Annotated in this window: 15 protein-coding genes; 9 read left to right on the forward strand and 6 right to left on the reverse strand. The window is 39.2% G+C overall.

Features of this window, described 5'->3' with window-relative positions; genetic code table 11:
* Positions 1-19: 19 nt before the first annotated feature.
* Positions 20-829 carry a hypothetical protein gene (locus ACEQZT_RS02050; RefSeq protein ID WP_370086731.1) on the forward strand — a complete coding sequence of 270 codons (810 nt, stop codon included), beginning with the start codon at positions 20-22 and terminating at the stop codon, positions 827-829.
* A gap of 1 nt (position 830) precedes the next feature.
* Here ACEQZT_RS02050 and ACEQZT_RS02055 read toward each other — a convergent pair whose 3' ends face one another.
* The 3 genes from ACEQZT_RS02055 to ACEQZT_RS02065 all read right to left on the reverse strand — a co-directional run bounded on the left by ACEQZT_RS02055 (position 831) and on the right by ACEQZT_RS02065 (position 5,652).
* A complete protein-coding gene (locus tag ACEQZT_RS02055) occupies positions 831-2,219 on the reverse strand; it encodes a sodium-dependent transporter (RefSeq protein WP_370086733.1) in 1,389 nt (462 codons plus the stop codon).
* Between the two features lie 79 nt (positions 2,220-2,298).
* Entirely contained in the window at positions 2,299-3,729 is a 1,431-nt protein-coding gene (locus tag ACEQZT_RS02060) for a TonB-dependent receptor (RefSeq protein ID WP_370086735.1), read from the reverse strand.
* 114 nt (positions 3,730-3,843) lie between these two features.
* Positions 3,844-5,652, reverse strand: a complete 1,809-nt coding sequence (locus tag ACEQZT_RS02065) for an acyl-CoA dehydrogenase family protein (RefSeq protein WP_370086736.1) — start codon at positions 5,650-5,652, stop codon at positions 3,844-3,846.
* A 224-nt stretch (positions 5,653-5,876) separates the two neighbouring features.
* Between ACEQZT_RS02065 and ACEQZT_RS02070 the strand changes: the two genes are divergently transcribed.
* The 8 genes from ACEQZT_RS02070 (at position 5,877) to ACEQZT_RS02105 (ending at position 13,759) form a co-directional block, all read left to right on the forward strand.
* Complete coding sequence (locus ACEQZT_RS02070; RefSeq protein ID WP_370086738.1) at positions 5,877-6,293, forward strand: DUF2141 domain-containing protein; 417 nt, start codon at positions 5,877-5,879, stop codon at positions 6,291-6,293.
* Positions 6,290-7,348 (forward strand): sensor histidine kinase, encoded by a 1,059-nt coding sequence (locus ACEQZT_RS02075; RefSeq protein WP_370086740.1) that lies wholly within the window; start codon positions 6,290-6,292, stop codon positions 7,346-7,348. Before ACEQZT_RS02070 ends, ACEQZT_RS02075 begins: the two co-directional genes overlap by 4 nt.
* Complete coding sequence (locus tag ACEQZT_RS02080) at positions 7,345-8,097, forward strand: LytR/AlgR family response regulator transcription factor (RefSeq protein ID WP_370086742.1); 753 nt, start codon at positions 7,345-7,347, stop codon at positions 8,095-8,097. Before ACEQZT_RS02075 ends, ACEQZT_RS02080 begins: the two co-directional genes overlap by 4 nt.
* Positions 8,098-8,178: 81 nt before the next feature.
* A complete protein-coding gene (locus ACEQZT_RS02085; protein ID WP_370086744.1) occupies positions 8,179-9,282 on the forward strand; it encodes a fatty acid desaturase in 1,104 nt (367 codons plus the stop codon).
* 17 nt (positions 9,283-9,299) lie between these two features.
* Positions 9,300-9,860 carry a uracil-DNA glycosylase family protein gene (locus tag ACEQZT_RS02090; protein ID WP_370086746.1) on the forward strand — a complete coding sequence of 187 codons (561 nt, stop codon included), beginning with the start codon at positions 9,300-9,302 and terminating at the stop codon, positions 9,858-9,860.
* A gap of 43 nt (positions 9,861-9,903) precedes the next feature.
* Positions 9,904-13,035: a T9SS type A sorting domain-containing protein gene (locus tag ACEQZT_RS02095; protein ID WP_370086748.1), complete on the forward strand. Its 3,132-nt coding sequence runs from the start codon at positions 9,904-9,906 to the stop codon at positions 13,033-13,035.
* Positions 13,032-13,511: a hypothetical protein gene (locus tag ACEQZT_RS02100; protein ID WP_370086750.1), complete on the forward strand. Its 480-nt coding sequence runs from the start codon at positions 13,032-13,034 to the stop codon at positions 13,509-13,511. The genes ACEQZT_RS02095 and ACEQZT_RS02100 overlap by 4 nt, the downstream gene beginning before the upstream one ends.
* An 89-nt stretch (positions 13,512-13,600) precedes the next feature.
* Positions 13,601-13,759, forward strand: a complete 159-nt coding sequence (locus ACEQZT_RS02105; RefSeq protein ID WP_370086752.1) for a hypothetical protein — start codon at positions 13,601-13,603, stop codon at positions 13,757-13,759.
* 40 nt (positions 13,760-13,799) lie between these two features.
* Here the strand turns inward: ACEQZT_RS02105 and ACEQZT_RS02110 are convergent, their stop codons facing one another.
* The 3 genes from ACEQZT_RS02110 to smc are packed head-to-tail and all read right to left on the reverse strand — an operon-like array spanning position 13,800 to position 18,920.
* Positions 13,800-14,402, reverse strand: coding sequence for a DinB family protein (locus tag ACEQZT_RS02110; RefSeq protein ID WP_370086754.1), 603 nt, complete (start codon positions 14,400-14,402; stop codon positions 13,800-13,802).
* Positions 14,403-14,460: 58 nt separating this feature from the next.
* Entirely contained in the window at positions 14,461-15,387 is a 927-nt protein-coding gene (locus ACEQZT_RS02115) for a hypothetical protein (RefSeq protein ID WP_370086756.1), read from the reverse strand.
* A gap of 11 nt (positions 15,388-15,398) precedes the next feature.
* A complete protein-coding gene (gene smc, locus ACEQZT_RS02120) occupies positions 15,399-18,920 on the reverse strand; it encodes a chromosome segregation protein SMC (protein ID WP_370086758.1) in 3,522 nt (1,173 codons plus the stop codon).
* Between the last annotated feature and the right edge of the window lie 7 nt (positions 18,921-18,927).

Below are 18,927 nucleotides of genomic sequence, written 5' to 3' on the forward strand. Positions count from 1 at the left end.
ACAAAGTCAAAAAATTAAAATGGTTAACCGGGCGTGTTTTTTTGCACTTGTTGTTTTAATATCAACTTCTATCTTTTCACAGACAGGCACTGATGCTGAAACAAACCTCGCGGGTGTCTATCAGGGGAGAACCCTTTTTATTCAAAACCCCTTTGACAAAAAGGATCGCAAATTCTGTATAGAGAGAATTTATATCAACGAAAATGAGTTGAATATCAATTACCGTGTCAGTGCTCTTAAAATAGATTTTGATGGTTACGATCTATTCACACCTATTAAGATCAGATTAGTACATAAGGACACACTTTGCATCCCAACAATAATTAATCCTGAGGCAGTGCTTTTCCACACAATCTTCAGATTTGTGGATGTCTCCTTGACGGATAGTGCATTGGTATGGAATACCAAAGGAGAGTCTGGAGTAGGAGAGTTTGAGATTGAAAAACTTTATAATGGTGTGTGGGTTGATCAGGAGGTGAGACCAGCCATTGGTAGATATGAGGGAGCGAATTACACTTATTATCCTAACATGGAAGAGGGTGCCAATAAGTATCGAATACGATATAATTTCCCACCTGGTAGCAGAGTGAAGTACCTCTATTCAAGAGAGGTAGATTTTGACCATTATCCAGAGCCAGTTGAATTTACTCCTAAATCTGCTAAGACAAAACTCTACCTATCTCGATCTACACACTATGAAATATATAATGCCGGACGCAAGTTGGTCTTAGAAGGGCAGGGAAAAACAATTGACGTAACTGTCCTGCGTCAAGGACAGTACGTCATATATTTTAATGGAAAAGATCCGGGTACTTTTATTAAAGAATGATCTAACCTAATAGGTTGATTCCAAAGAAGTTATTGAACACCACTACGACAAAAAGTAGAGCAAGTACCACCGGACATAGGTAAGAGATACAGAAATTTAATAGTTTCTTGATTATGCTGTCGTTAAAGCCTGGGTATCCCTGTGAAATTTCTTCAGCAAGATTTTCTTTCTTCCATACGTAAGCCGCAAATGTCACAATCAGGAAGCCGCCAAACATTAGAAGCACATCGGTGATGTACCCAACCAATGTCATGAAATCTGTAGACCCGCCTGGTAGCTTAAATGCATTGGAGAAAAACTCACTGTAGCCATTTCCTACCAAAGAAGGTAGACCAATAATGAAGATAATAGCCGACATAATGATCACAGCTTTGGTTCTCTTCATCTTGTATTCGTCAACTACGTACGAAACAGGCACCTCTAAAAGCGACACTGTAGAGGTTAAGGCTGCAAACGAAAGAAGCAAGAAGAAAAATCCTCCCACTATCACTCCGAGTGTTCCACCTAATGTCTCAAAAACTCCCGGTAATGTCACGAAAATCAACCCGGCACCTCCTTGGACGTTGCTCATTTCGCCACCAAGGTTGTAGGCTACTAGCGGAAACATCATTAGTCCTGCTATAAATGCAATGCCCACATCAAACAAGGTGATCATGGCTGATGAGCTCACAATATTCTCCTTTTTTGAAAGATAAGACCCGTAGGTAATAAGCGCTCCCATACCTAGCGAAAGGGAAAAGAATGCCTGTCTTAGCGCACCACCAATGGTGTTTACATTAGTCAATTTCGATAGATCTGGAACAAGGTAATACTTGACGCCCTCAATCGCATTTGGTAGTGTGAAGGAGTATGCCACCAATGACAGAATCATGATGATCAGGGTTGGCATCAATATTTTAGCAAGTTTCTCTATACCGCCGGAAACTCCTTTGGAAACAATGTAGGCTGTAGTAAACATGAATACGATGGCATATGCGCTAACCTTTACAATGTCTGAAGTAAATGACCCGAAAGCTTCACCAATACCGAAATTTCCCATGATCATTTCAAGGAAATAGCCAAAGGCCCAGCCTGCAACAACATTGTAAAATGAGAGGATCAGAACTCCGCAAAGGATACCGAACTTTCCAATTATGTTCCATTTTTTGAATCCCAATGCGTTGAATGCTCCAATGGGATTCTTTTCAGTTTTTCTACCAATGGCTACTTCAGTCACCATCACAGGAAAACATAGAATGAACGCAAAAATCAAATAGATGAGCACAAATGCAGCACCACCTCCGTCAGCCACTTCAAATGGGAATTTCCAAATATTACCCAAGCCAACTGCTGATCCAGCTGCTGCAAGGATAAATCCGATTCTACTGGAAAAGTTTCCACGTGCGCTCATATTGTATACTTTTAGATTTAGGTTAAAGCGTCAAATATAGCAAAAGGAGGGTACCTTCAAAGGCTAATTTTACAGATGGCTACATCAAATCTTCTTCGTCCACTTCAATTTGGTATGGATAGTTGAATAGGTGGTTGGCTTTGATCGATTCTGCCACTCGGTTTGGTACCATTTCTTCCCAACCCTCCTCATCGTTTTCTATCATCTCCAATACATGATCTGATATAATGTGAAGGTTGTCTGTCTTGGCATCCGGGATACTTAGCACTTTATGATTTTCAACGAAGTAGTCAAACAAGCTCTGCAAATGCCTGTCTGGCGAGAAGTCATTTCCCGTTCTAATTTTTCCGGTTTTGGAATCAATGATAGGATAGATGAACAGCTTCACATTACTTCCAAATAGTCTTGCAAAAGATTCTAAGATTCCACCATCCAGATTTTGATAATATTTCTCGTCAAATATTTGAGTCAGATTATTAAACCCTATGATCATTCCCAGAGTTTTATCTTTGATGAACTGGGAAAGGTATCCGGCCAGTTTGTAGTGTTCCTGATAGTTGGATATCATCACATTTTGACCAAGTGAACAAAGTAAATCCACCCGATCAAGGTAATCTTGTTCATCCAGCTCTCCTGCCAGTGTCAAATCCTTGAGCGTAATTTCAACCACCGAAACAATGTCTTTGGCATGCCCAAGCTCCTTTTTAAAAGCACGCATTCCGGTGATCATCATATCTACGTTAACATGAGTAACTGGGCGGAATCTTCCTCGAAGCACGATAGCATTCTTTCTGTAAATGATTTCAGATGGAAGTGCGACCTCTTTATCTGGCCCAAACATGGCCACCTTTGTTAGTCCGGTTTTCACCAGCTTCAATGTCATCAGTCGATTGTCCACATGGTGGAAATCGGGCCCTGAAATACTGAACATATCGATTTCGAGCCTATCCTTTCGAACATTGTCCACCAATGAATCAATGATTTCCTCTGGCGTATTATATGTATAGCAAGAGTGAATAAGATTTACTCCAACAATGCCAAGCACCTGCTGTTGCCATTCAGCGTCTCTATCTTTCAATGAAACGTGGATGATGCATTCGTTGGGCTCGGTTTGTGAATGGCGCTGAAACCTCAAGCCCATCCACCCATGACCAATATTGCTACGATTGTAGTTGATTACCTCAACGGTATTCGAAAACGCAAAAAATGTGCTCTTCTTAGCTCTATGTGTCAGACGCTGATCCAGTAGAGAATACTCTCTGTCCAGCATTCTGTGCAACTTCTCTTTCGACACATAGCGCTCACACTTCCCATAGATTGCATCACTAAAGGTCATGTCATAGGCAGACATGGTCTTAGCGATTGTGCCTGATGCAGCACCTGCTTTGAAAAAATATGAGGCAACTTCCTGGCCTCCACCGATTTCGGCAACTGTGCCGTAAATTCTGGTATCAAGATTGAGCTGTAAAGCCTTCTCTTTTGTGGTTAATTTCTTATTAAACTCTTCCATTGTGGATGCTTATTGCGTCCAATACAAAGCTATTTTGAATTGCTACCAAAACAAACTTGTATACAAAAAAAACCGACCAATGGCCGGTTTTGTTAGTTACGTAAAGGAAGTTATTTAGTTGTAGAGCGAATAAGGGAATTTATTTTCCTTAATCATCACATCGGCAATTGCCTGTCTAAGCACTTTCGTATTCACTGGATCCATTTTTGTGAAGCGTTTCATTCCCATTAGCATTACCCTCAATTCATCGCCTTCTGCAAAACATGCAACAGCTTCATCACCAGAGTTTTTGATTTTGGTTACTGCCTCGTATAAATAAAGCTTTGCCATGTTTTGGTATAAGGAACTGCCTTCATCACCATACTTGCCTATCAGTTTCTCAGTTCTCAGAATGGTAGATTCAGCTACATAAACCTCGATAAGCATATCAGCAAGGTTCATAAGAACTTCCTGTTCATGATCCAGCTTTGGACCAAACTTTTCAGCAGCTTTACCAGCCGCCATTAAAACTGCTTTTTTAAGATTCTTGATCACCTCCTTTTCTTTTGCAAGAGGGGCGGAGAGATCAGGAGTTTCAAATGATGGAACTCCGGTCAATTCTTTTCCAACTGCCATCGCAGGACCCAATAAATCAATTTCACCCTTCATGGCTTTTTTGAACATCATGCCTACTAAAAGCATTCGGTTGATTTCGTTGGTTCCTTCATAAATTCTGGTGATCCTGGCATCTCTGTAGGCTCGAGCCATTGGTGCTTCTTCAGAGAATCCCATTCCTCCATAAACCTGGATTCCTTCATCTACACAGTAGTCAAGAACTTCCGAACCATGGATTTTGATCATTGCACACTCGATAGCATATTGCTCTACTCCTTTTAGCTTAGCGTCACTCGGACTAAGTCCGTCACTCTGAAGTTTAGCTATCAAATCTTCAATATCCTGCCCTGCTCGATAAGATGCTGACTCAGTAGCATAAGTACGGGTGGCCATGTTGGCAAGCTTTTGCTTGATCGCACCAAAGCTGGAAATAGAAACTCCAAACTGCTTACGATCATTCGCATACTGAGTTGACTTGGTGGCTACATCCTTACATCCGTTGATACATCCAGCTCCTAGCTTGATACGACCAACATTCAAAACATTCACCGCTATTTTGAAGCCATTTTCTCTTTCTGAAAGAAGATTCTCCACGGGCACTTTCAGGTCATTAAAGAAAACCTGACGTGTGGAAGAGCCCTTGATCCCTAGCTTCTTTTCCTCATCGTTCATGGTGATACCATCCCAAGTACGCTCTGCTATAAATGCTGAAAGCTTTTTATCGTCATCGATCTTTGCAAAAACTATGAGTAAGTCTGCGAAACCAGCATTGGAAATCCACATCTTCTGGCCATTGATTACATAGTGCTTTCCATCGTCCGAAAGTTTAGCCTTTGTTTTACCAGAGTTGGCGTCTGATCCTGCGTCTGGCTCAGTCAGACAATAGCAGGCTTTCCATTCGCCACTTGCTAGTTTTGGTAAGTATTTTTTCTTCTGCTCCTCAGTACCATAATATAGGATAGGGAGGGTGCCAATTCCTGTATGAGCACCATATGCAGTTGAGAATGACCCAGCTACAGCCATAATATCGGCTATTAGCATTCCTGTGTTGAAGCTCATACCCAGTCCTCCATATTCTTCAGGGATGTTAACTCCTAGAAGACCTAACTCACCAGCTTTGTCCATTAGCCCAGGCATAATGCCTTCTTCCATGTTTTCAATCCGCTCTGTTATGGGGTTGATTTCCATATCTATGAAATCTTGCGTGGCGGCCGCCATCATTTTTTGCTCTTCAGAAAACTCTTCAGGGATAAAGATATTTTCTGCTTTTGTTTCTCTGATTAGAAATTCACCGCCCTTTAGTGCTGTTTTTTCTGCTGCTGATTCCATTTTGGTTTATCTATTGTGTTTTAATTCTAAAAATACTCTGCATGCATAACAAATATAATTCATTTACTCTGCATGCATAATATTTTTAAAATATTTTTCACGATTTCATGATCTATAATTGCTGTTGAAACTGATTCATACAGTTCAGCCTCCAAAATTGACAGTTGAGTCATGTAAAATTGTGTCGCCACTTAGGTCAGGGCAGTTTTGAAGAAAAAAAGACAATGAAAAAGATATTTCTGCTATCAATCGCTTGCTTCATATTTTTAAATGCTCATTCTCAGGAGGAATGTGAGCTTATCGTCAAAGTTGAAAACATAAAAAAAATGAAGGGGTCTCTAATGATCGCTGTTTTCGATCATGCAGATCACTTTCTTTCCAAAGAGATTATGAGTGAGGGTAGACTTATTGAATCGAATAGTATCAAGTTTACTTTCAAAGGGTTAGGGAAGGGGATCTATGCAGTTTCTATTTATCAGGATGAGAATGATAATGGAAAGCTAGACACAAACCTGCTGGGTATACCCACCGAACCTTATGCCTTTTCAAACAATGCAACCGGCATGTTTGGTCCGCCTAGTTTTGAGCAATGTCAGTTTGAAATATTGGGTGGCTCTCAGGAAATCAACATTTCTCTATGATGAATAAATTGATGCAATATTGCAAGAACAATTGGAAGAGCCATTTGCTTAGTGCTCTTCTAATTTTTCTTTTCGGTGGAACCACGAATATGGTTGTGTTTTGTGACAACTGCATTGAAGATCCGTTTTTATTTTCTTACAATTTCTGGCTTAGTTTTTCATATAGTGGAATTGCCTGGGTTTTTTTCTGGAAGGGCAGTGAGTTTTTAGTAGATTTTTGGGACCTTTATGTTCCCTGGGTCGTTTCGCCTGTTAAGCGTTTTTCAGCAAGTCTTCTCTCAATCATTGTACTTGTTTTTATTGCTGTTTGGGTCTTAGATTTATTTTTTGACCTAGTTATTCTTGGTAAAACATGGACGGAAACTCTCAAATCTACCGGTGCTCCATTTTGGCCAACTTTAGGGATCACTTTAGGTATAAATGTCTTTATGCATGGCAGGGGGTTTCTTATTGCATGGCGCCAAGCTGCTATTGACAATGAAAAATTAAAAACGGAACAGATTGCATCACAATTCAAGAGCCTGAAAAACCAAGTCAATCCACACTTCCTTTTCAACTCTCTAAATGCATTGAGTTCACTAGTATATGAGGATCAGGATAGAGCCGTGGAGTTTATCAGGAAACTATCACAGGTTTATCGGTATGTGCTGGAAAATAAGGATGAAGAAGTGGTGGCGTTAGAGAAGGAAATAGCTTTTGTCGAAAGCTTCATTTTTCTACAAAAAATACGATTTGGGGATAATCTTAAAGTCACGGTTCAAAATTCCAATCCGCCATTATTTGTGCCTCCGCTTGCTATCCAAATCCTGGTAGAAAATGCCATTAAGCACAATGTGATTAGTGAGAAAGATCCACTATCAATAAATATAGAGATCAATGAGGAGGACTGTATTGTCCGCAATTCACTGAAAGAAAAAAAGGTAAAAGACTCAACGGGTATCGGCTTACAAAATCTGAAGGACAGATATCACTACCTCTCAGATAAGAAGGTAGTCGTAAATATTGAAAACCAAACATTTGAGGTAAAACTCCCACTCCTAAAAGTAATTAAATGAGATACATCATAATTGAGGATGAGCAGCTGGCAGCCAAAAGACTGAGATCGATCATCGAGGAAATACGACCAGACTACCAATTTGTGGCAAAGTTTGATTCGGTTGAATCTGCATCTATTTCTCTTCCAGTACTTTCATATGATTTGTTATTCATGGACATACAACTGGCTGATGGTCTCTCATTTGACATATTTGACCAAATCCATGTAGACAAGCCCATCATCTTTACTACTGCTTATGATGAATTCGCTCTAAAAGCATTCAAAACCAATAGTGTGGATTACCTTCTTAAACCCATAGCAGAGGATGATCTGAATGCTGCAATAGTCAAGTTTGAAAAGAATTATAAGAAATCTGACCCTGCACCAATTAGTGATTTGAGTGGTTTGATCAATTCACTACAACCATCTGGAAAGGAGCGGTTTGTGGTGAAGGTGGGGGAGCATTTGAAAACAGTGGAAAGTGCAAATATTCAGCTCATTTACAGTCAAGATAAAGGGACATATTTATTCACCAATGAAGGGAAAAGATTTTTGGTGGATTATACACTGGATAGTGTTGACGAATTACTCAGTTCGAGTCATTTTTTTAGAATTTCAAGGAAATACATCGTAAATCTGAACTATATTAAGGACATTATTGCTTTTACAAATTCTAGATTAGAGATCGTCATAGATCACTTTGAAGAAGATCAAATAATTGTAGCTAGAGAGCGAGTTGGTGAATTTAAGTCGTGGCTTGACAGATAAATATGGCCATTGATCAAATTATTACCGAATGTCAATCGTTTCTTAGCTATCTTTGAATGAATTGAACTATATTAATTACATATGTCTATAGCTACGATGAACCGAAAGGTTGTCAGATTTAAAAACAATTTGCACGAGGAGTTTAATAAAACTTTGAACCAGCGTGTAAATCAATATTTCAAAAACTCTAAGTATGGTAGATACGCCAATGCAGAAATGGTTGTGAAATCCATTTTCATGTTCACTCTGTACTTCGCACCATATTTCTTATTTCTTTTTGGTGTAATTCAAAACATCTGGATTTTCTACTTGATGGCTTTCTTGATGGGATTAGGTAAGGCCGGAATAGGCCTTTCAGTGATGCATGATGCAAACCATGGAGCCTATTCGAGAAAAAAGTGGATCAATAACTTGGTTGGCTATTCATTGAATCTTGTAGGAGCTAATGCAACGAACTGGAAGATTCAACACAATGTGAAGCACCACACTTATACCAATGTGTCCGGAATGGATGAAGACATTTCTCCTAAAGGTGGGATATTAAGATTTGATCCGCATACACCTATCAAAAAGCATCACAAATGGCAGCATATATATGCATGGTTTCTTTATGGACTGATGACCATGAGTTGGATCATTGTGAAGGATTGGAGCCAACTTGCTGAGTACACCAAGGATGGTCACCTTAAGAAACAAACTAAGAGCGTTACCAGAGCATGGATTTGGTTAGTTGTTACCAAGGTGTTTTATTATTCATACATTTTAGCTCTTCCTATTCTTTTTACATCACTTCCATGGTACCATATATTACTTGGATTCATTCTGATGCATTATGTAGCGGGATTCAGTCTGGCATGTATATTCCAGCCGGCTCACGTGATGGAAGATCACTCATTTGAAAGTGTAGAAGGAAAGGACTTTGTTGAAGAAAACTGGGCTGTACATCAGCTTAAGACTACATGCAATTTTGCACAAAAAAATAAAGTGCTTTCCTGGTTTGCAGGGGGTCTTAACTATCAAATTGAACATCATTTGTTCCCGAACATTTGCCATGTTCACTATAGAAAAATTTCGAAGATTGTGAGAAAAACAGCGGAGGAGTATAATATTCCATATCGCTCATACCCAACATTTATTTCAGCGTTGGTATCACACGGAAAGATGCTCTATTCATTAGGTAGATAAACCAAATGGAGGAGTTAATGAAGGAAATAAAGAGTTGCACAGTGTGTAACTCTTTTTTTTTGCATGAACCCCGTCCTGTTGTTAAAGCTTCACCCAATGCCAAGCTCCTTATCATTGGTCAGGCTCCTGGAAGAAAGGTACATGAATCTGGTATTCCGTGGGATGATGCTAGTGGAAGAAACCTGCGTGACTGGTTAGGTATTTCTGAGGATGTATTTTATGATGAGTCGAAGGTGGCGTTGATTCCTATGGGGTTTTGTTATCCAGGTTCAGGAAAATCAGGCGATCTACCGCCACGACCAGAGTGTGCACCGCTATGGCATAAGCGGTTGTTGGATGAATGTAAATCCATCAAGCTTACTCTACTAATAGGGCAATACGCGCAGAAGTACTATTTGGGGAAAGGTGTCAAGGTAAACCTAACAGAAACAGTTAAATCATTCAAAGAATATCTTCCAGCTCAGTTTCCTTTACCTCATCCATCTCCACGAAATAGAATCTGGATGAAAAAGAATGAATGGTTTGAGAAGGAGTTGCTGCCTGAACTGAAGCAACACATCGAAAATCTAAAGTTGTAATAATCAGATTGCCTATCTTTCTTTTTTTAATTCCACTATAATTATGAGAAGGCTAAAACTTATTTCAATATTATTTCTTTCTGCTTTTGGGGTAATGCATTTAATAGACTCCAGATCAACATCGGATTGGAAGGATTACGTTCAATCTCATCCATATAATAATAAGGGGATTAGCCTTCATCAGCTTGAAGCTTTGAAAAAACAAGATAGGCCGGATTTGGCGATGCAACAAAATTTTCTAATGACTGTTGACCCTAGAACAAAAACTATCCCGATTGATCGCCTAGTGAAGGTATTTGAAGACCAAAAGAATAACAGAATGGCTATAGCACACGCGGCAATTGAAGGGGTCTCATGGGTAGAAAAGGGCCCAAACAATGTAGGTGGTAGGACCAGAGCTCTCATGTGGGACCCCAATGATCCAAATGATGAGAAATTGTGGGCAGCAGGAGTAGCCGGTGGAATTTGGTTTAATAATAATGTAACTGATGAAAACTCTTCGTGGCAAAACGTAAATGACTTCATGGCAAATCTTGCTGTAACATCACTTGTATATGATCCAACCAATACTCAGGTCTTCTATGCTGGTACTGGTGAAGGGTATTTTAATGGTGGATCTGTCAGGGGTGCAGGTATTTTTAAGTCTACAGATGGTGGAGCAAACTGGTCACAACTTAGTTCCACATCCAACTCTACTTTTAATTATGTTCAAAGAGTAATTGTTACTACTTCAGGCACAGTTTTAGCATCTACTAGGGATGGGGGAGTGCAGAGATCGACAGATGGGGGTGCAAGTTGGAGTACTGTACTAAACTCAAGTTCAACAGGAGCCAGCAGTTCACGAGCAAATGATCTTGATTTGGCCACCAATGGTGATATTTATGCTACACTAGGGATTTTCAGTGTTGGGAGTATTCATAGGTCAACAGATGATGGAGCATCATGGGAGCCAATTACACCTTCTGGTAGCCCTGAAAGAATAGAGATTGCTGTGGCTCCTTCAGCCAGCAGCTCAACAGGCAGTACCGTGATATATGCCTTGGCATCCAATTTTAATGATGAAGTAGAATGGTTCAAGAAGTCTACAAATGGCGGTTCTACATGGTCGAACTTAACAATTCCTCAATATAGATCTCAAGATTGTAATCTTAGTGGTACAGATTTCACAAGAGGTCAAGTATGGTATGATTTGACTATTGCAGTTAAACCAACAGATGAAAATGTGGTATTAGCAGGCGGTATTAATGTGGTGAAAACCTCAGATGGTGGAGTATCAACAGCAGAAGTATCCTACTGGACAGGAAGTTGTGATTCCTATGTTCATGCGGATATACACAATATTGTTTTCAGGCCCAATCACCCAAATGAAGCTGTAATTGGAAGCGATGGGGGAGTAAGTTATTCAGTTAATGTGGGCTCCTCGTCGGATCCTAGCTTTTCTGATCGCAATAAAGATTATAATGTTACGCAGTTTTATGCTGTTGCAGCTCAAAATTCTGTCGATGTTGGATATTTTATTGCAGGTGCTCAAGATAATGGAACGCAGCAGTTCACAGAAGGAAATGGCATGTCTACTGTTGCTATAAATGGTGGAGATGGTGCATTTTGTTTTATCGATCAGGATGATAATAATTTCCAGATTTCATCCTATGTATATAATGTTTATGATCGACATAATTCCAATGGATCATGGACAGGAAATTTATCAAATAATCAAAATCAAGGTAGGTTTATTAACCCAGCGGATTATGATAATGAACAAAACATTCTCTACTCTGCTGGTGATGAGAACCAACTAATGCGTATTAGTGGAATAACTACTACTCCTAATTCACAAGAAACATTGCCAGTCAGTTTAGATGGAGGTAAAATTTCAGCAATTCGAGCAAATGCCAATACTAATAATCGAATTTATGTAGGAACTGGTAGTGGAAGCATTTATTTGATTGATAATGCCAACACTACACCATCAGTAACTAACATTACTTCAAATATTTCAGCAGCAGGATACATTTCATCCATTGATGTTGGTTCATCAGATGATGAGTTAATTGTTACTTTTTCAAATTATGGAATTGCCTCTGTCTGGTACACAGATGATGGTGGGTCTACGTGGATTGACAAAGATAATGATGGAAGTCTTCCCGATATGCCAATAAGATGGGCACTTTTTAACCCCAATGATACAAGGGAGGTGTTGCTAGCCACAGAACTAGGTGTGTGGTCTACTTCGAATATTACAAATGCAAATCCTGGATGGGAACAATCTTCTGCAGATCTGGCTAACGTAAGATGTGACATGCTTCAATACCGTTCGAGTGATAATTTGGTTATTGTTGCTACACACGGAAGAGGTGTATTCACCTCAACGGTTTTTGACGGTTTAGCTACTCCATCTGACTTGATTATTACCCAAAATAGCCTAGGCATTACATTAAACTGGACTGACAATAGTGATGCAGAGGATAGCTATGTGATAGAACGTTCATTAGGTGATGAATCTGCATATTCAATTATTGCAACACTACCGGCCAATAGCGTTTCTTTTGTTGATGAAGATTTTGAAACGAATCAAACACATTATTATAGGGTTTATGGAAGCTCATTGACAGAAGCTGATTCACGGACTATTGATGGAAATATACTTAGCATACCAGAGGTCCCTATTCTAGGTACTACTACAGATGAGAGCTCTACTCAGTTTACAATCAATTGGTCGGTTGTTGATGATGCACCACAAGTACTATTGGATGTTTCTGAAAATGATGATTTTTCTACATACCTACCAAATTTAGAAGGAAGAATTTTAACGGGATCGAGCTTTACAGTTGATAACAGACCAAGTGGCACTTATTATTTTAGATTAGCAGCGGCTAATTCTGCTGGAAGCTCTGATTATTCAAATGTTGGTACTATCACTTTGGATCCTTTATCAATTTCTCAAAAGGATTTAATTGTTTACCCCAACCCTTCTAAAAATGAAGTCTTCATTAAAGGAGTCGATCAGAACTCAAAAATTGAGGTGGTCAATTTGAGTGGTCAACAAATGCGGGTGAATTCTAGTCGTGAAAAAAATGGTTTACGGATAAACATTTCTCAGTTCCCAACAGGGACGTACTTTCTGTGTATTATAAACGAATCATCAGAATTCAATAGGAAGATTATAAAAAAATGAAGTACATCAACATAATTCTTATTTTAATAATTGGTTGTAAATCTGTTTCTTCTACAACTAATCAACAATCAATCCCACCTTCTTCACAAACCGTATTCGAAGAGATTGATCGAATCATTACAGATAATTCCGTAACTATCAAGTTTAAGAATATAACAGACCAGGAAATTGAAATCTTAAATCCGATGGAGAAGAAAATTGAAATCTGGCAAGAGGGGCAATGGAATAAAATTGGTGTTTTGTATTGTGATTGTGGAGGTCCTCCTTGTCCTGCACCCCCCGAAGTAAGATTGGTTGAACCGAAAGGTGGTTTTGTATTTTCATGGGATAGGAATGAAGAAAAGTGCTTGGCTACTGATTCAGTTAAGGTCACTGAAAAGAAAAAAGTTGAGGCAGGAGAGTATAGAGCACTATATTCGTATAGATTGCCTGATGGATCTGTTGAAGAAGTCGATGTGAGATTTACCTTGGACTAGGTGAATTTCCGGGCATATAAAATACCAAAAATGTGGTATTGAATTTGATAGGTGTACACTGTTATTTAGCCTTAATTAAATATCACGCTATGAATACGCCTAAAGAATCTTCATTCAAGCTTAGCTCTAAAACAATCACTAAAGCACTTGTGGAATTAGCGGAACGCCACCTTGAATCTCCAGAAACGAGTAAATTTATCTCCCCATCAGGACTGGAAAAAGTGAAGAGAAAACTCGCAACATCATAAAAAAGGGGGGGCGTAAACCCCCTTCTGTTGAATACTGTTGCTAGTTAGGAAATCCTTCACTACTCATTATTTCTTTGATTTGATCAGTATGTCTCCGTGTATGACCTGACATAAACAGTATCCCTTGGTAGCTATCGATTAAACCAAAGGGAAATTGCAGGTAATGATTTCGTAGATCTTCTCTCGTGGATTTTACAAATTGCAAATTGGCCTTTCTTCTTTCTCTGAAAGTTTTCATGGTTTCTGCGTAGCTCCCGAAACTATTGGTGGGTTCAAATTCAGTTCTGGTTTTCACTTTTTGTTCTCTACTCTCGATCAAACCAAGAATTTGATCGTCCGTCATTTGAACTTCTGATCTTTTTGAAGGATCGGAATCCTCTTTGAGGCTCATTTGGATCATCCCAATCAGGTTCTTTTCTGAGATTGCGATATGTTCTACACACTCAGCGATCGACCAGGCAGTGTCATCTTCCTTAAAATTCAGTTGTTGTTCGCTCAGACCCCTGGTTAAAGAAACAAGATTATTCTCTGTTTCTTTTAGATGAGCTATTGCTCTCTTTCGTTCATCTGGATTTAGGGTGTTTTGAGCTAGTGCAGAAGCAAGGACTAATATTCCTGCAAGGTTTAGGATAATTTTTCTCATGATTATGATTTTTTAAATTTATCCTAGTGACGAACAAGCAATCGTATTTAGGACACGATTAGTATTTTTCTAATTTAAGACTGACCAGATAGCCGATAGAGAAATTTGATTGGCTATCAAAAATATAGGAATATGTAGGTTCCGAATAGATTGCTCCATAAATAACATTACCTGCATTTAGCTTTTCATTGCTTTTGGGATATGCACTTGGATGCTTTAAAACATAGTATCGACCATTCTTTTCACTTACCTCGTCTTTTACAAGTTCATAAATGGCACCCCCGAGGATGAAACAAAGGTTTCTATTTTTCTCTGGGATATTCAACACGACATTGCGCACCTCCCTAAACACGGTCGTGTCCTGCGTATTATTCAGAAAATACTTAGAACCATGAGTTTCAACGCTAAGTGTATCCGCTTTGTCAATCCATGATACTTTGGTGTTACCAGACCCTATGTCTACAAGGTATGATTCCTTGATAAATTCTCGAGGTATGGTCGCCATCATTGCGTATTTTCCTTCCAGTGAAGCGTCTACTGTTTTCAGTTTGATCCCTTTCTCTGAAAGTTGTTCCCTTAATCGATTTACATCTTCTGTCTTTACGAAGGTAGAACTCGCAACAGCAAATATGTTTTTATCTTTTACTCCAGCTTTTAAAATAGTTGACTTAAAATCTGAGATTTTATCAATGATTTGATTGGTAGTAGTTGCCCCGTAAATAATGTTAGTTCTTCCATACTCAGATTTAACCAACTTCCATCTTCCTTGATTGTCGATATTTACTACGAAATAGTTGAGTCCAAGAGAGCCTAGTTCAATGACAGCATTGAGTTCACCATTAACCGGAGATTGTGGTTGATAATCAAAGACCCTCTCTGCACGCGCTACAGGAGGTGCAATCGTTTGATTTTTACTTTCTGAAGTAGTATTCGTACAGGCTGTCGCAATTGCTATAATTAAAGAAACTTGGCTTATGAGCTTCATTGATATATTGGTTAAGCTAACTCACGTAAATCTACTGGAACCACTTTAGAAACACCCTGTTCTTGCATAGTTACACCATAAATTACATCAGTGCTTGCCATGGTTCTCTTATTATGTGTAACAATTATAAACTGTGATTCCTTAGAAAACTTTCTAATTATTTCATTGAACTTATCAATATTGGCATCATCCAGTGGTGCATCTACCTCATCGAAAATACAAAACGGCGCTGGTTTTAATAAATAAATAGAAAATAGGAGTGAAGTAGCAGTCAGCGTCTTTTCCCCTCCAGATAACTGATTAATAGTCAGAGGTCTTTTCCCTTTCGGCTTGGCAATGATGTCAATTGAGCTTTCAAGCGGTTGATCAGGATTTGTTAGTATTAGATCACAGTCATCTTCTTCTGTAAATAACGTCCTGAAGACTTTAATGAAGTTGTCTTTAATATGTTGGAATGCCTCCATAAATGTCTCCTTAGCTACCTCGTCAATCTCTCCGATGGTTGTAAGTAAAGACTCTTTAGCCTCAATAAGATCTGATTTTTGCTCTGTAATGAAGGTATGACGCTCCTGAATTTCCTCAAATGCCTCCATGGCCATGGGGTTGATAGGTCCCATGTTGTCAAGACGATTTCTAAGCTTATCTACTTTATTTCTAAGCTCCTCTTCAGTAAATTTTTTATAGTCTTCGACATCCTCATCTTTTACTTTGCTAAGGTCAATGTTAAACTCTACAGACAATCTGTCTTTTACGGAGTTCAGCCCCATTTTGGCATCATTCAATTTGTTTTGCCATTCCATTAGAGCATGATCTATTCCCTCACGCTTGCGCTGTGTTTCTCTGAGATTTTTCTCTTCCTCGTCAATCAGCCCACGAGCTTCGTAGTATTCTTTTTCAGCCTCATTTACTCCTCCTTCAAGTGATTCTTTTTCTTCGTACATCGAAACAAGTTCATCATCACTAGCCGTACTTTTCTTTACCAACTCGTTTAGGTTGGAGGTTGCACTTTCTAGTTCTTCCTTGTTTTTCTCAACCCTTAGTAATGAACTTTCATAAGACTCTTCCTTAAAAGATATTTCCTGTAGAATGCTGTTAAGCTTGTTTTGTCTTTGATGGAAAATCACGTTTTCCTCGTTGTAAGCTGTAGACTTTAAATCAAGAGCCTCTTGGAGTGTCCGGGTTTCTTCTTTTTTAGCTTCCAGACTTTTTTCTAGCTCTGCAAGGTCTTCCAGTTCTTTTTCGGCCTGAGGTTTTAGGGTTTCGAGTGCTTTCTCAAGTTCAACAATCTGCTGCTGTATATCTTCTCTGCGATTTTTGTTAGACGTCAGAAGCTCAAGGAACTGCTCCTGCTTGGTCTGAACAGAAACCTCCATCTCTTTGATCCGGGCAAGATCTTCTTTAACCTCTTCCAGTTGGGATGCCTTGGAGGATTGCTTCAGTTCCTCAAGTTGCGCTTGAAACTTTGATACAGATTGCTCTGTTGAAGCTTGCTTTTTCTTTAGGTCTTTAATCTCAACTTCAAGCTTTTCGAGATTTTTTGCTCGTCCAATTCGCTTACCTTCAAACAACCCTATGGAACCTCCGGAGATGCTATATTTCCTGAATGTGACCTTGCCTTCCTTATCCAGCAGGATCACATTTTCTTCACCAGAGTGAGTTGGATTTGAAGTGATGAATACGTTCCAAAGAAGATGTTTTATGAGATTTTCATACTTGGCATCATAGTCGATTAGGCTAAGTGCTGCTTTGCTTCCTTCTGGTGCTTTGATACTGTCAGCACTGTATTTTGTGAGATTCTCAAGTATGAAAAAGTTTGCTTTTCCTCGAGTGGATTCACTTAATAAATTAACGGCCTTCAGAGCATCCTCTTTTGTTTCTACAATATAGTAGTTCATGAAAGGCTCCAGGAAATTCTCAATAGTCACCCGGTACTCCTCAGGACAACTCAATACATCAGAAAGGAGAGGGGCATCTTTCCATTGAGGATTCTTTTTCAGAAACTTGATGGCCTCAGGGAAGCCCTCAAGATTATCAACTAGAGATTTCGTTAAACTGAATTCATTTTGGCGGGCATCAAGCGTACGGTTGATTTTGGCCAATTCTTCTCTTAACTGAGTTACTCGCTCCTCCGTATCGAAAATTTGATCCTTGAGACTTTCCTCTGCCGACTTTAATTGATCATAAAGCTCCTGTTTTTCATTTTTTTCCTTGCCGATTTCTTCAAGCCGATTTTTAAACTCCTCTAGGTTTGCGCTTTTCTCGCTCGAGTCTTCGCTGGTTTTACTCAACTCATTCAGCATAGATTTTAGCTGAATGTCCTTGATCTCAATTTCCTTGCTTGTTTGAAATCGCTTGTCTTTTTTCTCAGAATAATATTGATTGAGTGAGTTGAGTTTATTTTGAGCTTCGGTGGTTAAGTTTTTCTGAGACTCGTAATCTTCTTTAAGCTTTTCTACTTTGGATAGGATAGAGGTAACATCTTTTTCAACTTGCTTGGCCTCATTTCTCAAACCCTCAAGGGACACAGCTGCTCGCTCACTACTAATCTTATCCTGGCTAATCTGCTCTTTTAACGTGTCAATCTTATCATTTAAAAACTTTTGACGCTCATTTTTGATTTTCTTATCACTCTCGTACTGTCTGATTTTGCTGACATGCTCGTTCAACGTTTTCTGACGCGACGATAAGAGCTTTTCTTTATTGATGAGATCAGCCTTAGCTTTTTCGATAGCAGCTTCTTTTTCATTTACTAAAGCATTGAGAGAAAGTTTCTTGTCATTTTCTTCCTGTATCTGTTGTTGGATGGTGTCAAAGTGCTCTTGCTGATTGTTCATTGCCTTTTTTGCAAGGGCAATACTGGAGTTCTTATAATCGTCCTTCAACTCGTAGTACTTTTTGGCCTGAGTTGCCTGTTTCTCCAAAGACTTAAGATTCTTCTCAATCTCAAAAAGCAAATCTTCCACACGCTCAAGGTCAGCATCTGTGTCACTTAGTTTACGCAGTGTTTCCTTTTTCCGGATCTTAAATTTGGAAATACCTGCCGCTTCCTCAAACAAGGCTCTTCTTGAATTATCCTTGTCATTCAGGATATCGTCAACCATTTTCAGCTCAATGATGGCGTAGCTGTTCGAGGCAATACCTGTGTCCAAAAACAGGTTGGTTATGTCTTTCAATCGACACGTAATTCCATTGAGCAGATACTCACTTTCACCGGAGCGATAATAGCGGCGAGTGATGGTCACATTGGTGTACTCTGTGGGGATGAGGTTTTTAGTATTGTTGAAAGTCAGTGATACTTCAGCTAGCTGAGTGGGCTTGCGAGCTTTCGTACCATTGAAGATTACATTCTCCATCTTGTCAGAGCGTAGCACCCTGGATTTCTGCTCTCCAAGTACCCATCTGATGGAGTCTACAACGTTAGACTTACCGCATCCATTTGGACCTACAATTCCAGTTATTCCTTCATCAAAATTGATGACCACACGATCGGCAAAGCTTTTGAAACCTTTTATCTCTAACTTGGTTAACTGCATGAAAAAA

Origin of the sequence: Ekhidna sp. (assembly GCF_964218185.1) — a bacterium.
Taxonomy (GTDB): Bacteria; Bacteroidota; Bacteroidia; order Cytophagales; family Cyclobacteriaceae; genus Ekhidna.

Excerpts from the sequence above, each read along its gene's own strand:
- ACEQZT_RS02050 (WP_370086731.1), top strand. The coding sequence starts at position 20 with ATGGTTAACCGGGCGTGTTTTTTTGCACTTGTTGTTTTAATATCAACT.
- ACEQZT_RS02055 (WP_370086733.1), bottom strand. The coding sequence starts at position 2,219 with ATGAGCGCACGTGGAAACTTTTCCAGTAGAATCGGATTTATCCTTGCA.
- ACEQZT_RS02060 (WP_370086735.1), bottom strand. The coding sequence starts at position 3,729 with ATGGAAGAGTTTAATAAGAAATTAACCACAAAAGAGAAGGCTTTACAG.
- ACEQZT_RS02065 (WP_370086736.1), bottom strand. The coding sequence starts at position 5,652 with ATGGAATCAGCAGCAGAAAAAACAGCACTAAAGGGCGGTGAATTTCTA.
- ACEQZT_RS02070 (WP_370086738.1), top strand. The coding sequence starts at position 5,877 with ATGAAAAAGATATTTCTGCTATCAATCGCTTGCTTCATATTTTTAAAT.
- ACEQZT_RS02075 (WP_370086740.1), top strand. The coding sequence starts at position 6,290 with ATGATGAATAAATTGATGCAATATTGCAAGAACAATTGGAAGAGCCAT.
- ACEQZT_RS02080 (WP_370086742.1), top strand. The coding sequence starts at position 7,345 with ATGAGATACATCATAATTGAGGATGAGCAGCTGGCAGCCAAAAGACTG.
- ACEQZT_RS02085 (WP_370086744.1), top strand. The coding sequence starts at position 8,179 with ATGTCTATAGCTACGATGAACCGAAAGGTTGTCAGATTTAAAAACAAT.
- ACEQZT_RS02090 (WP_370086746.1), top strand. The coding sequence starts at position 9,300 with ATGAAGGAAATAAAGAGTTGCACAGTGTGTAACTCTTTTTTTTTGCAT.
- ACEQZT_RS02095 (WP_370086748.1), top strand. The coding sequence starts at position 9,904 with ATGAGAAGGCTAAAACTTATTTCAATATTATTTCTTTCTGCTTTTGGG.
- ACEQZT_RS02100 (WP_370086750.1), top strand. The coding sequence starts at position 13,032 with ATGAAGTACATCAACATAATTCTTATTTTAATAATTGGTTGTAAATCT.
- ACEQZT_RS02105 (WP_370086752.1), top strand. The coding sequence starts at position 13,601 with ATGAATACGCCTAAAGAATCTTCATTCAAGCTTAGCTCTAAAACAATC.
- ACEQZT_RS02110 (WP_370086754.1), bottom strand. The coding sequence starts at position 14,402 with ATGAGAAAAATTATCCTAAACCTTGCAGGAATATTAGTCCTTGCTTCT.
- ACEQZT_RS02115 (WP_370086756.1), bottom strand. The coding sequence starts at position 15,387 with ATGAAGCTCATAAGCCAAGTTTCTTTAATTATAGCAATTGCGACAGCC.
- smc (WP_370086758.1), bottom strand. The coding sequence starts at position 18,920 with ATGCAGTTAACCAAGTTAGAGATAAAAGGTTTCAAAAGCTTTGCCGAT.